The 15,152-nt window shown below is 41.4% G+C and carries 16 protein-coding genes; 7 read left to right on the top strand and 9 right to left on the bottom strand.

The annotated features are described in order from the left end of the window. Positions 1-27: 27 nt before the first annotated feature. The 3 genes from J0X13_RS00670 to J0X13_RS00680 all read right to left on the bottom strand — a co-directional run bounded on the left by J0X13_RS00670 (position 28) and on the right by J0X13_RS00680 (position 4,065). Complete coding sequence (locus J0X13_RS00670; protein ID WP_207069569.1) at positions 28-2,595, bottom strand: TonB-dependent receptor; 2,568 nt, start codon at positions 2,593-2,595, stop codon at positions 28-30. Continuing rightward, positions 2,573-3,487 (bottom strand): FecR family protein, encoded by a 915-nt coding sequence (locus tag J0X13_RS00675; protein WP_207069570.1) that lies wholly within the window; start codon positions 3,485-3,487, stop codon positions 2,573-2,575. Before J0X13_RS00675 ends, J0X13_RS00670 begins: the two co-directional genes overlap by 23 nt. A 77-nt stretch (positions 3,488-3,564) precedes the next feature. Then, positions 3,565-4,065, bottom strand: coding sequence for an RNA polymerase sigma factor (locus tag J0X13_RS00680; RefSeq protein ID WP_207069571.1), 501 nt, complete (start codon positions 4,063-4,065; stop codon positions 3,565-3,567). A gap of 114 nt (positions 4,066-4,179) precedes the next feature. Between J0X13_RS00680 and J0X13_RS00685 the strand changes: the two genes are divergently transcribed. The 4 genes from J0X13_RS00685 (at position 4,180) to folD (ending at position 8,839) form a co-directional block, all read left to right on the top strand. Continuing rightward, positions 4,180-5,946 (top strand): hypothetical protein, encoded by a 1,767-nt coding sequence (locus tag J0X13_RS00685; RefSeq protein ID WP_207069572.1) that lies wholly within the window; start codon positions 4,180-4,182, stop codon positions 5,944-5,946. Positions 5,947-5,989: 43 nt separating this feature from the next. After that, on the top strand, positions 5,990-6,481 hold the full coding sequence (locus J0X13_RS00690; protein ID WP_242535584.1) for a hypothetical protein: 492 nt from the start codon (positions 5,990-5,992) through the stop codon (positions 6,479-6,481). 108 nt (positions 6,482-6,589) lie between these two features. Then, positions 6,590-7,918 (top strand): signal recognition particle protein, encoded by a 1,329-nt coding sequence (gene ffh / locus J0X13_RS00695; protein ID WP_207069573.1) that lies wholly within the window; start codon positions 6,590-6,592, stop codon positions 7,916-7,918. Positions 7,919-7,960: 42 nt separating this feature from the next. Next, positions 7,961-8,839 (top strand): bifunctional methylenetetrahydrofolate dehydrogenase/methenyltetrahydrofolate cyclohydrolase FolD, encoded by an 879-nt coding sequence (folD, locus tag J0X13_RS00700; protein ID WP_207069574.1) that lies wholly within the window; start codon positions 7,961-7,963, stop codon positions 8,837-8,839. A gap of 4 nt (positions 8,840-8,843) precedes the next feature. On the opposite strand, the gene J0X13_RS00705 is transcribed toward folD, so the two are convergent. After that, positions 8,844-8,996: a hypothetical protein gene (locus J0X13_RS00705; protein ID WP_207030307.1), complete on the bottom strand. Its 153-nt coding sequence runs from the start codon at positions 8,994-8,996 to the stop codon at positions 8,844-8,846. A gap of 120 nt (positions 8,997-9,116) precedes the next feature. On the opposite strand from J0X13_RS00705, the gene J0X13_RS00710 reads away from it, so the two are divergent. Beyond that, positions 9,117-9,743 carry a DUF2306 domain-containing protein gene (locus tag J0X13_RS00710; protein ID WP_207069575.1) on the top strand — a complete coding sequence of 209 codons (627 nt, stop codon included), beginning with the start codon at positions 9,117-9,119 and terminating at the stop codon, positions 9,741-9,743. A 1-nt stretch (position 9,744) separates the two neighbouring features. Here the strand turns inward: J0X13_RS00710 and J0X13_RS00715 are convergent, their stop codons facing one another. The 4 genes from J0X13_RS00715 to J0X13_RS00730 are packed head-to-tail and all read right to left on the bottom strand — an operon-like array spanning position 9,745 to position 13,126. Further along, entirely contained in the window at positions 9,745-10,167 is a 423-nt protein-coding gene (locus tag J0X13_RS00715) for a VOC family protein (protein WP_207069576.1), read from the bottom strand. Positions 10,168-10,200: 33 nt separating this feature from the next. Beyond that, positions 10,201-11,040 (bottom strand): alpha/beta hydrolase, encoded by an 840-nt coding sequence (locus tag J0X13_RS00720; RefSeq protein ID WP_207069577.1) that lies wholly within the window; start codon positions 11,038-11,040, stop codon positions 10,201-10,203. A 20-nt stretch (positions 11,041-11,060) separates the two neighbouring features. Then, on the bottom strand, positions 11,061-11,609 hold the full coding sequence (locus tag J0X13_RS00725; protein WP_207069578.1) for a hypothetical protein: 549 nt from the start codon (positions 11,607-11,609) through the stop codon (positions 11,061-11,063). Positions 11,610-11,614: 5 nt separating this feature from the next. Further along, positions 11,615-13,126 carry a helicase HerA-like domain-containing protein gene (locus tag J0X13_RS00730; RefSeq protein WP_207069579.1) on the bottom strand — a complete coding sequence of 504 codons (1,512 nt, stop codon included), beginning with the start codon at positions 13,124-13,126 and terminating at the stop codon, positions 11,615-11,617. A gap of 56 nt (positions 13,127-13,182) precedes the next feature. Between J0X13_RS00730 and J0X13_RS00735 the strand changes: the two genes are divergently transcribed. Together J0X13_RS00735 and J0X13_RS00740 are read left to right on the top strand one after the other, a co-directional pair. Then, positions 13,183-13,635, top strand: coding sequence for a RidA family protein (locus J0X13_RS00735; RefSeq protein ID WP_207069580.1), 453 nt, complete (start codon positions 13,183-13,185; stop codon positions 13,633-13,635). A 32-nt stretch (positions 13,636-13,667) separates the two neighbouring features. Next, complete coding sequence (locus tag J0X13_RS00740) at positions 13,668-14,300, top strand: 7-carboxy-7-deazaguanine synthase QueE (protein WP_207069581.1); 633 nt, start codon at positions 13,668-13,670, stop codon at positions 14,298-14,300. A gap of 10 nt (positions 14,301-14,310) precedes the next feature. Here the strand turns inward: J0X13_RS00740 and J0X13_RS00745 are convergent, their stop codons facing one another. Next, complete coding sequence (locus J0X13_RS00745) at positions 14,311-15,111, bottom strand: hypothetical protein (RefSeq protein WP_207069582.1); 801 nt, start codon at positions 15,109-15,111, stop codon at positions 14,311-14,313. Positions 15,112-15,152: the final 41 nt, after the last annotated feature.

Genomic DNA, 15,152 nt, shown 5'->3' on the forward strand with positions numbered 1-15,152 from the left:
GAGATTGATTTTATAAATCTACAAAATTTAAAAACTCACCCTAAAACTCACATTGGGTGTAATGCCCAAGGAAAAGTTTTCTATCGTTTCAATTTCGTCGTCCTCGTTGACCCGATAATATTTGTTGAGGGTATTTTTTCTATCCGTAAAATTTAAAATGGACAGTCCGGCATTGGCGCGAATGGTCCTACTGATTTGAAAATTGTAAATCGCCGATGCATCTGCCCTAAAATATTCGGGCAATCGGCTATTGTTCGGGGACTGATAATTGATTCTGGGCGGATAATAATTTTGGTCCAAGCCCTCGTCACCCTCAACAGGTTCCGTAAAGGGTTTACCCGTTCTGTAATTGAGCCCGATACTTAATTTCAAATCTTTGTATGTGTAGGTGCTCGCAAAGGTAATGGTATGCCTAATGTCCAAATTGTTCGGGAAGGATTGTGGTACAATGGAATCGAAGGTGTAATCGTTCTTATTGTAAGTATAACTGAGCCAAGTACTGTAATTGTCCCCTTTTTTATTGATGAGCACTTCTACTCCCTTAACATCGTAACTTCCGATTTCCCCCGAAAATTGATACGGGTTTTGAAACCCTTGGGTACTTGTACTGATGCCATCCACGTTTTTGTAAAAGGCCTCCACACCCACATAAAAATTGTTTTTTTCATAATTGATGCCAGCCGAACCTTGTTTACTTTTGGTTACGGGGAGAGCATTGTCATTGGATATGATCCACCTGCGTTTTTCGATGCCCAAAAAGTTTTGCTCCAAATCTATAATCTGGTTCGTTGTCTGGCTTTTGAACTCTCCCAAAACTTCGGCCCGTATATAATTGGCCAGTTTAAAGTTTAGATTGACCCTTGGTTCGATAAGGACTTTCTGAAACGTGTTTAGGTTCTCAATAAAGTTGAAACGTGCTCCTATACTTCCAATGAACTTGTTCCCTGGAGAATTGTAGTTTACCTGGGAATAGGGAGCATGGGTTCGGATAACACCTTTGATTTCACTTTCAAAATCAGGTTCGTTGATTACAGTGGCGTTGGTGATTCCTGTTTCGATGAATTGATACCCGTTGCTCCAATTAAATTCGTCGCTTAAAATGTAATTCGTATTTAGTTTTAGGGCGTTTTCGGTGACTTGGTTGTTCTGGAACAACTGCTGCACTTGATTGTCATAAACATTTTGTGCATCTAAATTGTACTTGGAATAATAAATATTGAGATGTGTTGAGAATCTATCCGTCCAATCGCTCTGTAATTGTCCCCCAACGGAAATATTGCCCTGCTTCAATAAGCTGATGTTGGTTTCATTTGTGGAGGTATTGGTTTCTTCAAATTTTAAATTGTTTTTAATATGGATGGCACTCAACCTGATTTTATGGTATTGGTTGATGTCGTATAGGATTTTTCCAGAAAAATCGTAAAAGAAAAAGTCTTCGTCTCGAATAAAATCATCATCAACGGTGCTGTTGTTTTGAAGGGTTATTTCACTGTCCTGAAATGCTCTGTTGATGAATTGTTTGTATGTAGGGGTGCTCAAAAAGTCCGTGGCCGAACGTCTTGCGGCAAATTGAACGCCCAAGTTACTGGTTACAGGTACTTCTACGAAAACATCACCACTGATCAGATTAAATCCGCCGCCCCCTTTAAAAATTTCTGGAACGTTGTTGCCTGTTTCCATTTGGATAACGCTGCTTACCCCATCGCCAAAGTTGGCGGGCGTTCCGTTTTTATATATCGTCACCTTGTCTGTTTGGTAAGGATTAAACGCGGATATCAACCCGAAAAAATGCCCCGATTGATACATTTTTATACCGTTCCACAGGATGAGGTTTTGGTCGTTGGTACCGCCGCGTACATTGATGTCGGATACGGTCTCGTCTATACTTTTAATGCCAGGCAAAGCCTGTACGGTCTGTAGAATGTCGGGCTCAATAAGTCCTGGAAGTATTCCGAACTCGGCGGTGTTCAAGGTGATACTCGCATCCTTTTCCTTTATGATTCCCGAAGTAAGGTATTTGTATACGAATACTTCATCCAATTGTTCGTAATAGGGAGCTAAAAGTATTTTAGGGCACCCACCTTGCTGTAAAAGCGTTTCGACCTTTACATATTTAGTGACGTAGCCCAAATATCGGATTTGTAGTGATGCGTTTCGAGGAACGTTTTCCAGTGAAAAAGAACCATTGTTATCCGTGATCTTGGCGGTGTCTTTCCCCAAAACTTCTACCGTGGCCCCCATAACGGTGTTGTCCGCGAAATTATCCAAAACTATACCGCATATATTGACCTGATTGTTGGTGGAGAGAGTGTAATATCGGTCATTGAGTTTTTCTGTTTCAATACGGAAGGTCTCTTCAATATATTGAAGGATTTCTTCCAGTGTACCGAAGTTTTCGGGAATTGCAATGGTCATACCTTCCAAGTCCTCATCAATGTAGGAGAACTTGACATCAAAACGATTCTCTAAGTTTTTTATATAGGAAATAAGGTCAATGGGAGACTGTTGTTTTTCCTGTGCATGAATATTGCAAACCAGAAAAAACAAGAAGCCGAGGAGGAGGCCTGAATGTTTATTGTAGTGTGTTCCCAGCATAAAAAAGTACGTTGTCTCCGTCGATTGTAAAATGTGTTTTGGAGGGGGTACTTATACTTTTTAACGCCATATTTAGGTCTGTGTTGTTAAAAGACCCTGTAAATAGTAGGTTTGTGTCTATGTTTTCTGTAGTTACCTTGATATTGAACTGTCTTTCTAGTTCGGCAAACACATATTTTAGAGGAATGCTTTCAAAACTACTTTCGTTGTTCATCCAAGAGGGAGAGCTGCCATCTGTTGCTCCGGTACTTACAATGTTCCCATTGATTACCAAGAAAGAGGTTCCGGCAGGCAATTTGGACTCTTTATTGTTATGGGTCACACTGACCAATCCTTCGTAACAAGTCACCTCAAAGAAGCCTTTTCTATTTTCCACATTAAACTGTGTTCCCAAAACGGCAACGGTGCCATGGTCGGTGGAAACGGTGAATTTTTTCCCTTTGGCCACTTTAAAGAAGGCCTCACCCTTTAAATCAACATTTCTTTTATTGTCCCAATTCTTTTTGCTGTAGGATATTTGGGAGTCTGCGTTCAAAAAGATTTCGGAATCATCGGGAAGCACTACTTCGGAACGTTCGGCAAATTCAGTGCTCACTTTTTCGTCCAAAGTGTTTATGTAGAAATAAGAACCGGCAATTAGAACGGCTATAACTGCAGCGACCCTAAGGAATTTCTTGAACGGGTTCAGGGTAATCACCTTTGGTGCATTGTCGATGTGCTCGTCTTTTAAGCGCTGCAAAGCTTGGTCAGCATCAAATTGAGGAGCTGCCAACCTACTTGAAGCCTCTTTGAGCTTTTGGTAGGAAGCATACGCTTCGGAACTTTTAAATTCCCGAAGTTCTTCCTCTGAAAGCTCATCGCTCAGCCATTTTGCCAAATAATTTTCTTGCATGGGTTTATGCTTTACGTTATTGTAACAACTAACTTTTAAAATACCCTACCTTGTAATGTAAGGATAAACTCAAATTCTTAGATTCCATCAATCTGTTCCCGTAAACTCTTTAGGGCCAAATGCATCCTTTTTTCAATGGCTTTTACACCTACCCCTTCCATTTCTGCAATTTCCGCGTACTTTTTTCCATCTATCCTATTGAGTAAAAAAGTGGTCCTTTGGTTGTCGGGCAAAGCGTTTATGGCATCGTCCAGTTTTTTCTTGTATTCCTTTTCCTCCATCAAAAACTCTGGAGACTCATTGGTACGGTCTTTTACAAGACTGTCAGCATGTTTTAGTCTGACCTTTTCCGCCTTTAAAACATTTAAATAAAGGTTGTTGGCAATCGTGTAAACGTAGGATTTGGCTTTCTCGGGACTTACCTTGGCACAGTTTTGCCATAGTTTCACAAAGGCTTCCTGTACGGCATCGTGTGCTTTCTCCTCATTCCCAAACTTATAAAAGATATAGTTGAAGACCGTTTTGGAATGGGCCTTGAAAACTTTACTGAAAACATGGTCTTCGCATACATTGCTCATGGGTGGGAGTTTGTTTGTCGACTCAAATATATTTGAAAATTTTTTAGAAAAAGTAGGGTTTTTATCTGGATGGTTGTTTTAAAGTTGAATTATAACCCCAAAAGTTCAATTATTATGAAAAAGTTGATGAACAATATATTGCGCGCAACACTTGTTGTACTTGTTTTTAGTTTGTCCGCATGCCAAGAAGAATACGAAGAAGTTGGCGGTGGCAGTGAAAGTGAAACCATTGCCGCTAGTTCCACTACTGCGGTTTTGATTGAAAACACGTCTTCGAATGACGGTTCTTACGATAATATTGTAGATGGAGCCAGTTGTTTTGCCGTTCAATTTCCATATACCGTTAATGTTAACGGAGTTGATGTGACCATAGATTCCGAAAGTGATTTGGAAGTGGTTGAAGAAATTTTTGATGAATTTGAAGACGATGATGACATCCTAGATATTGCTTTCCCTATTACCATTACACTTTCTGATTTTAGTGAAATAAGCATCGAAAACCAAGACGAGCTCGAAGCCTTGGCAAGTGAATGTCTTGAAGGTGGTGATGATGATGACATCGAGTGTATAGATTTTGTTTATCCGATCACCCTGTTCACATTTGGTGTGGATAACCAACAAGCCAACGAAGTTCAGGTGCAGAGCGATCAGGAATTGAGAAGGTTTTTTGATGAGCTGGAAGATGATGACCTGATCAGCATTGAATTTCCGATTACATTAAAGAAATATGACGGTACCGAAGTAACGGTACAGAACAATGCCGAATTGGCGGCAGCCTTGGAAATGGCCAAAAACCAATGTGACGAAGATGATGACGATGATTACAATGATGATGATTTCACAGAAGAAGAACTAGATGCGTTTTTGGTTGCTTGCCCTCTTGAGGTTAGACAGGTAATCCGCGAGGAGATCGACAATTCAGAGCAGTACGTTGAACAACTATTGACATTCAGCGAGGACGGGACAGTTGTATTGTCCAATTATACAGGGGCATCTGTCTCAGGTTCTTGGAGCACTAGTATGACCGATAATGGAGCCCTATTGAGCCTAGAGTTTGAGGCGTTGGTTGACTTTTCTTTGGAATGGTATGTTTATGAATTGGAAGAAGGAGTTATCAAACTTTACAAAGATGGAGGGAACAGAATAATTCTTAAAAAAAGGTGTGATGTAGACCCTTCTGAAGGAATTGATAGGGAGGCTTTTGTAGCCCTGCTCAAAGAATGTGAGTGGGTAGTTAAAAAAGTTAAGAACCAAGGAGAAGAAATAGAAAGGCTTTTGGGTTATGAATTCCAATTTATGGCGGACGGTGCGGTAACCCTTGGAAATGGAGTGAGTACCATAGAAGGCACTTGGGAAATTGGATTGAACAGCCAATTCCAACTTTCGCTTATGATAAACATGGGTGACGAACCTGGAGTTAGTTTTGAATGGCCTATCAGGGAAATGTTGGAAACCCGTTTAAAGTTTAAGATAGAAGAAACAGACCACGAAATGGTATTGTTACGGGTCTGCGATGATAGTGCCAATGATGGCGATGTCACTGAAATTAGAGATATAGCTATGGGCGGACCATGGAATGTGGCCCTTTATCAAGAAGGAGAAGTGGATATGACCGCCTCATATGCCGGAATGGATTTTGATTTCTCTACAATGTATCAAATAGAAGTGTCTGTCAATGCCGACCCTATAGCCAATGGACTTTGGAGAGTGCTGAGAGACTCTAACGAAGGTTTGAAGTTCTACATCAATTTTGATACCGGTGATGATTTGGCCGATCTAACTGATGACTGGCAGATAGTTTCCGTTACAGCTACTCGAATCGAATTAAAGGATGTTAGTGATGATGGTTCGGTAGATACCCTGGTATTCGAGAAACCATAATCTTTAATTACAACGAGAACACTATATTTTATATTGAACAATTATGAAGACCTCATTTTTAAAAATAGTAACAATTGCAATGTTGGCGATAACATTGGGTTGTGAAAAAAGCAATGATGATGATATGTTGAATAATCTCTCCGCGGCTCAGATAACAGAGTTAAATGGTATAGCCACGAGCGGAACATGGATCATTGCTTATTACTATGATACTGATAAGGAAGAAACAGATCATTTTACTGGATATACATTTAGCTTCAACACTGATGGAACTTTAGTTGCTACGGATGGTGCCACGGATACTAATGGAACATGGTCCATTACAGATTCCGATGACAGCAGCGATGATAGTAGTGACGACAGTTCTGATGATGATAGTGATGTGGATTTCAATATTGCTTTTTCATCACCTGCAGATTTTGCAGATTTGACCGATGATTGGGATATTGTGGAATTTACATCTGTTAGAATCGAACTGATTGATGTCAGTGGCGGAAATGGTGGAACCGATAAATTGATTTTCGAAAAGAATTAAATAAGTTTTTCCCCAATCTTTTTTCCAAAAGAAGGACGGCTCTCCCCAAAGCCGTCCTTTTTCTTTTATATTATTCTTAAATTTGTCCCTCTTTAAAACAAAGAACACATGTTCGATAATTTAAGCGAAAAATTAGATAAGGCGTTCCACGTCCTCAAAGGGCACGGACAGATTACGGAAATCAATGTAGCAGAGACCCTTAAGGAAATTCGAAGAGCCTTGTTGGATGCCGATGTTAACTTTAAAATTGCCAAGGAATTTACCAATACGGTAAAGGAAAAAGCGCTTGGTCAAAATGTACTGACCTCATTACAGCCAGGTCAGCTTATGGTGAAATTGGTCAAGGATGAGCTTACCGAACTTATGGGCGGTGAAGCAGAAGGAATAGATTTATCAGGTAATCCTTCTGTTATTTTAATGTCCGGTCTTCAAGGTTCTGGTAAAACCACCTTCTCGGGGAAACTTGCCAATTATCTCAAAAACAAAAAAACAAAGAAACCACTTTTGGTGGCGTGCGATGTCTACCGTCCGGCGGCGATAGATCAGTTACATGTAGTCGGGGACCAAATAGGGGTAGAGGTATATTCCGATCGCGATAACAACGATCCCGTTGCCATTGCCAAGGCTGGTATTGCACATGCAAAAAGCACGGGGTGCAATGTAGTGATCATCGATACCGCAGGTCGTTTGGCCGTGGACGAGCAGATGATGACGGAAATCTCCAATATCCACAAGGCCATTGAGCCTCAAGAAACTTTGTTTGTTGTTGATTCCATGACCGGTCAGGATGCCGTGAATACCGCGAAAGCCTTTAACGATGTCTTGAATTTTGACGGGGTTATTTTAACCAAGTTGGATGGTGATACACGAGGTGGTGCAGCCATTTCCATTAAATCCGTAGTCGATAAGCCGATCAAGTTTATCGGTACAGGGGAAAAAATGGAAGCGATCGATGTTTTCCATCCATCCCGTATGGCGGACCGTATCCTTGGAATGGGGGACGTGGTGTCCTTGGTAGAACGTGCGCAGGAACAGTTCGATGAAGAGCAGGCACGAAAAATCCAGAAAAAAATTGCCAAAAACAAGTTCGGATTTGATGATTTCCTGAACCAGATACAACAAATCAAGAAAATGGGGAACATGAAGGACCTCATGGGAATGATTCCAGGTGCAGGAAAAGCATTGAAGGGATTGGATATTGATGACGATGCTTTCAAACACATCGAAGCCATCATCCATTCCATGACCCCAGAAGAAAGATCTACACCCTCTAAATTGAATGCCAGCCGGAAAAAGAGAATTGCTGCGGGTAGCGGAACCTCCATTCAAGAAGTTAATCAGCTGCTCAAGCAGTTCAATCAAATGAGTAAAATGATGAAGATGATGCAAGGTGGCGGAGGCAAGAAGATGATGCAGATGATGCAAAACATGAGATAACCTTAGTCAGAACAGAAATAAGTAGTAAAACCAACACGACCCATGGAAATCCTCGACGGAAAAAAAGTATCGAACCAGATTAAAGAAGAAATCACCGTTGAGGTGGCCCAAATGAAAGAGCGTGGGGAAAAAGTTCCCCATTTGGCAGCCGTTTTGGTAGGTAACGATGGTGCTAGCCTAACTTATGTTGGAAGTAAGGTACGATCCTGCAAAAAAATTGGGTTCGAATCCACATTGATCCACCTTCCAGAGGAAACCACTGAAGAAGATTTACTAAAACAAGTGCACCAATTGAACAACGATCCAGATATAGATGGTTATATTGTTCAACTTCCTTTGCCCAAACATATTGATGAGGAAAAAGTTTTGATGGCCGTAGACCCGGATAAGGATGTCGACGGATTTCATCCTACCAATTTTGGTAAAATGGCATTGGATATGGAAACCTTTATCTCTGCTACCCCATTCGGGATTATGGAGCTGCTAAGGCGATACAATATTGAAACTGAGGGAAAACATACTGTAGTGATAGGTCGGAGCCATATTGTGGGAAGACCCATTAGTATTTTAATGAGCCAAAAGGGAAACCCTGGAAATTCAACAGTCACACTTGCACATAGTAGAACCAAAAACTTAAAGGAATTGACACTTCAGGCAGATATTGTGATTTCTGCATTGGGGGTTCCTAAATTTTTGAAGGCGGATATGGTCAAGGATGGAGTAACCATTATTGATGTGGGCATTACCCGAGTACCTGACGAAACCAAAGAAAAAGGGTATTACATAACAGGGGATGTGGACTTTGAAAATGTCAGTAAAAAGGCATCGTACATTACTCCGGTACCTGGTGGAGTTGGCCCAATGACCATTGCCATGCTGCTCAAGAACACCTTGTTGGCGCGGGAACGCCACAACGCATAAAGCTTTAGTTTACATTTTCTTGTTCTGCTTTTAGTGCAGCATTTTGCTCTTCTTCCGGAGTAAGAAATTCAAATTCGGTATCACTTTCATCATTGGTACAACTGGATACGGCCATAGCAGAAAAAATAAGGGTGACCAAGAGTAAGATTGTCTTCATAACAGTAGGATTTGGGTTCGATTTAAATGTCTAATTGGTAGACTTATAACGAATTACATTTAAAATTCTTGTTTTTGTGTTCAAAATATCGATAACTTACCTATCGATAAATCAGGCATTATGGCTCAAACGGCAAGAAACAAAGTAGCTTGGGTGGTTTTCGTGTTCCTGGCCATAGGAATTGGTCTTTATCCTTTGGTCTATGTATTCGCTTCCGACAATTTTGGACTTTTAATGAATAAGTCCAATGAATTGTTGGCAAGCACCGTATGGAAAACAGCCTTTTACGGTCATATCAGTTTTGGAGGCTTGGCCTTGTTGGTCGGGTGGTCACAGTTTATTAAAAAACTCCGGGCCAAAAGACTGAAACTTCATCGAAACCTTGGTAAAATATATGTTATCTCAGCCCTGTTGAGTGGACTTTGCGGAGTATACCTCGGTTTTTTTGCCACTGGTGGTTTGGTTTCATCCATAGGTTTCATCAGTTTGGGCGTAATATGGATTTTTACCACTACAAGGGCATACATTGCAGTCAAAAACAAAGACCTTTCACTTCATCAAGGTATGATGATCTATAGCTATGCTGCTTGTTTTGCCGCTGTCACACTGCGTATTTGGTTGCCCTTGCTCACTATCGTTTTTGGAGAATTTTTAACGGCCTATAAAATAGTGGCTTGGCTATGTTGGGTGCCCAATATGATTTTCGCCCAAATATGGGTAAAGAAAAAAGGCCTGAACCTCGTTTGACCTATTTGGCAAAAAGTTGTCCCATATCTTTGAATGCCTTGAATTCCAAAGCATTACCTGCGGGGTCCAGAAAAAACATGGTAGCTTGCTCCCCAGGCTCACCCTTAAAACGGATGTAAGGTTCGATTACAAATTCAATTCCCTTTTCGATCAAGTCCTTGGAAAATGTTTGAAAGGTGTCCCACGGCAGAACAACACCATAGTGTGGAACCGGTACGTTTTTACCATCAACCGGGTTGGTATGGGTCTCTTCCTCGGATTTTGGTTTGTAATGAATCACAAATTGGTGGCCGAAAAAGTCGAAGTCTACCCATTGTTCGGCACTTCTCCCTTCTTTACAACCGAGTACATCTCGGTAAAAGGTTCTACATTCATCTAAATTGTGCACAGGAACGGCAACATGAAAGGGGGTTATTTTTTGCATGGTCTATTTTTTCTGAAAATTAGGACAACTTTATCAAGCTTCCAAAAATGATACGATTTGATTGTTCACATCATCTTGGTGCATGGAGTGCCCGAGGCCTTCGGTGCTTACCAGTTCACTGTTTTCCCAACTTTTGTTAACGGCTACAGATGCATGGTAGGGCGCAATTTTATCGTGTTTATCGTGGAAGAGCAACCCTTTCTTGCTGATGGATCGTGCAAATTTGGATGTGGAAAACTCATCAATTTTGAAGCCGAAACGATTATGGACATATTTATCCAATTGCTTCATCACTCGATTATTGAACTTTAAAATATCTTGAAAGTGTCCCATGATCTCATGAAACTCTGAAGGGGAACCAATAGTGACCATTTTTTCCACATGGGAGCTGGGGTTTTTATATTGATTGTAAACAATGGTCATACCTCCAACGGAATGCCCTACAAGGTGTTTTGGATTATACTTTTTCACCATGTAATTTACGGCCTCCTCATACAAGGGCACGTATAAGTGCTTACCGGACGAACAGCCATGGGAAGGTGCATCAAAAGCAATAATGTTAAAGTCGGCCTCCCTGAGTTTTTTAATGAGATTCCGCCATCTAAAGGTATTGCTCTCCCAACCATGTACCAGTAAAACGGTTTCTTTGTTCCCTGGCCAATGGTACGATTGTATTTTATGTCCGGCAACTTCTTCAACGGTGAGCTTAAAATCATCCAGATAAGAGGCCTGTTCCGGTTTGATACTACCTTTTCTTACAGTGCAAAATACGTGGAAAGCACTATTTGCCATCTTTTTTGGGGCAATAAGGCTATATGCGTTAAAGTATTGCCCATAGGCCAAAGGAATAATTTTGTTAAGTAACTTTTTCATTTGGGGACCTTGTTTGGAGCTTATTCCCAGCCCAACATCAAGTATTTGATCTTGGCATCGTCAGGAATTTGTACAGCCTCGATATCGGAAGTTGAAAAACGTAAATTTTCTGGCAGTTCTTCCTTATCAATAGTGAAATAGAGATTGCTGCCTTTTGGGAAAACAACAATACTGTTCAAGGTGGTCACAATTTTTTTGATGTCGTATTTGCTCTGAATATCCTTAAAGGTACTTCGAAGCCCAATACCTTTTTCTGTAACATATCGAGAATCCATAATCCTGATATTCTCAATAGTTGGTATACTGTCTGAATTTGAGGTAAGCGTTAAAAGATGTTTGCCTCCTTTTTCAAAAATCTCAATTTTTTTAGGTGAAAGCCCCAGACTGATTTGGGCGGTATCCCCTACAACGGAATCTTTTGCGAAAGTGGATTCCATCTCTTTCACTTTGGTAGACTGGGTCAATGGTCCAACACTGGTTTCGGTAATCAAAAATGTAGTGTCTTTTTGGCAAGAATGGAGCAATACAATCCCAAAAACGAGGGCAATGATTCTACTTTTCTTTTTCATATAATTTATCGAATGACTTTTTTTAATACTCCCAAAACCCCTCTTATAAATGTGGCACTGGTCAAAACTTTGACCACAGGGTTCATTCGGGTACTTCTTCGGCTCGATGACCGACGGCTTGTTGATTTTTCTTCTTTCTTTTCTTTCTCTGCCTCTTTTTCAGCTTTTTCTATTTTTTCCGACAAGATTTCATAGGCACTTTCGCGGTCTATTTCTTCATTGTATTTTTTGATCAATTTGGAACTGTCCAAAACTTCTTTTATTTCGGAGTCGCTTAAAATATCCATTCGACTCATGGGAGCTCTCATCATGGTCGCTGCCAAAGGAGTAGGGCGCCCTTTTTCGTCCAAGGCAGATACCAAAGCTTCTCCGGTTCCCAATGAAGTGAGTACTTCAGCGGTATCATAAAATTCAGAAATCGGATAGTTCTGTGCAGTAAGCTTAATGGCTTTTCTGTCCTTGGCGGTAAACGCACGGAGTGCATGCTGTATTTTTAATCCCAATTGTGCCAAAACGTCGTCCGGCACATCTGTTGGGTTTTGGGTCACAAAATAAAGACCGATTCCTTTGGAGCGAATCAGTTTTACAATACTTTCAATCTGATCTAAAAGTGCTTTGCTGGCATTGTCAAAAATCAGGTGTGCCTCGTCAATGAACAGGACCAACTCAGGCCTGTCGCTGTCGCCCTGCTCTGGAAAGGTAGAATAAATCTCGGCCAAAAGGCTCAGCATAAATGTTGAGAACAGTTTTGGGCGATCTTGGATATCGGTCAAACGGATAATGTTCACATAACCACGGCCATTTTCGTCAATTCTAACCAAATCGTCCACATCGAAGGATTTTTCGCCAAAGAAAAGGTCGGCACCCTGCTGCTCCAGTTCAATGATTTTTCTTAAAATGGTACCGGTAGAACTTGTAGAGATACGTCCGTATTCTTTACGGAACTCCTCTTTTCCCTCGCCAGTGGCATATTGCAGCACCTTTTTAAAGTCCTTAAGGTCTAGCAAGGGCAATTTATTGTCATCACAGTATTTAAAAACCACGGCGACGATACCTTCTTGGGTAACGCTCAGGTCTAAAATTCTAGACAGTAGCACCGGGCCGAATTCGGATACCGTGGCCCTTAAACGCACCCCATGCTGTTCCGAAAGTGATAAAATTTCCACAGGAAATCCCTTGGGTTCGAACGGAAGTCCGATTTTTTCTTGGCGCTCATCAATTTTGGGGTGTCCCGGGCTAGGTTGGGCAATACCGCTTAGGTCCCCTTTGAGGTCCATGAGCAATACCGGGATACCTTTGTCGGATAGGTTCTCGGCCAGTACCTGTAGAGTCTTGGTCTTTCCAGTACCTGTGGCACCAGCGATAAGCCCATGGCGGTTCATTGTTTTTAGAGGTACTTTTATGTAGGCATTGGTCATGGTTTCCCCATCCAACATTCCTGCGCCCACAGTAATGTAATCGCCTTTCATGGCATACCCCTGCTCTATATGCTCAAAGAATTTTTCTTTGTTGCCCATCGCGTTCAATTTGCGATAAAAATAGGGTAATTTTAAGCAAAACTAAAAACGAGATTATGAAACCTTTTCAGTATGCACTGTTGTCTATTTTGATGAGTGGGGTCATAGCTACTTCCTATGCGCAAGAAAGTACGGAGATTATTTTCCACAAATCACACGAACCAAAAAAGCAAAACGCTCCTTTTAGTGATGTGGTAGAAGCGGGCAATATGTACTTTTTAGCCGGGCAAATAGGGATGGACCATACCACTCGAACATTGGTTGAAGGAGGGATTAAAGCTGAAACCGAGCAAGCGATTCAAAATATTGAGGAGGTGCTGGCTCAACATGGACTAACCTTGGATCATGTGGTGAAATGCACGGTGATTTTAGCGGATATTGACGATTTTTCAGCGTTTAATGAAGTCTATACCCAATATTTCACCAAAAAACCAGCTCGGACAACCTTTGCGGCCAAGGGGCTTGCTGCAAACAGCAGCATAGAAATCGATGTTATCGCCGTAAAATAGGTGAAACCATAGAAGTGGATTATCTTTGCACCATGGTAGAAGAAAATGTAATGGATTTGGTGGAAAAGGGCCTGATGCTGCCCCTCATGGAAGAGTTTTATACCATTCAAGGGGAAGGTTACCACAAAGGAACCGCTGCTTATTTTATAAGGGTTGGCGGATGCGACGTGGGCTGCCATTGGTGCGATGTAAAAGAAAGTTGGAATGCGGAAACGCATCCCCCAACGGCTATTGATAGTATTGTGGCCAATGCTGAAAAATATTCGGATACCATTGTGATCACCGGAGGTGAACCACTTACTTGGGACATGGGACCTTTGACCCAAGCCCTTAAGGAAAAAGGCATGACCATTCATATTGAAACTTCGGGAGCTTACCCTTTAACGGGGGTATGGGATTGGATTTGCCTTTCGCCCAAAAAGAACAAACTTCCCGTTGGCGATATTTATGAGAAAGCACATGAGCTCAAGGTAATCGTTTACAACAAACACGATTTTATTTTTGCCGAGGAGCAAGCGGCCAAAGTCAATGATGATTGTATCCTTTATTTACAGCCAGAGTGGAGCGTTCGCGACAAAATGGTGCCGCAAATCGTGGATTATGTCATGAAACATCCCAAATGGAAGGTTTCCCTACAGACCCATAAGTATTTGAATATTCCTTAATCCAAGGAGATTAACGCCCCCCGTATTTTTGAAGGTCCAACAGGCATTCGGCATCAAAATCCGGTATGGAGGCCAAACCTTTGGAGGCATTTTTTTCCATCTGCTTTAAAAGGGAGGCTCCAAACTGCAATTCGGCACGCATTAAACAACCATCCACATTGCAATGGTTTTCAGCATCCACATCCTCATGGTCGTTTACCGATTCCGTGGACAAATTGACCAATCCGAACAAATGTCCAAACTCATGAAATAATGTAGCGGTTTCAACATCGGAAATGGTAACGGTCTCGCTGCTATTTGCCATCTCCTCCACAGTGGATTCATAGATCACCATAGAAGTATTGCGATACACCGCCCCCAAGGTTACGAGTCCTTCGTCGTCTTTATCCGAGTCGGCGGGAGCATCGGCGAAATAAATATATACCGCCAAAGTGTTGTCGTTGTTGTACTGGGTCCTGTTCTCTGATTCTAGGTCAACCACTTCTTCCAATGTAAGAGTTTCTTCCGAAGGGGTAGATAGGGAAGTATACTTGAATTCGATAGTTTGCTTATACGTTCTTTCGAGTAAAAAATCCTCAAAGTTGGCAATGGCCTCAAAAGTGGGCTCAAAACCAGCGACATAGGCAATCTCGATTACCAGCTTATCAAAATTCTCGTTGGATAACAGGTCTCTAGCCGATGCACCCGTTGATAGGAGATTTCCGGCTTTAAGGTTTGCTTCGGAATTGGATGAAGAAGTAACTTCCGAATCTTTGGAGCACCCTAAAAGCAGTCCAAAACTTAGAAGAGTGTAAAGAGCAATTTTTTTCATAGCAAGTGAATATGTACTACAACGTTTTATATCGGAATCTA

This window comes from [Muricauda] lutisoli (nom. illeg.), from assembly GCF_017313105.1.
GTDB classification, from domain to species: Bacteria; Bacteroidota; Bacteroidia; order Flavobacteriales; family Flavobacteriaceae; genus Flagellimonas; species Flagellimonas lutisoli.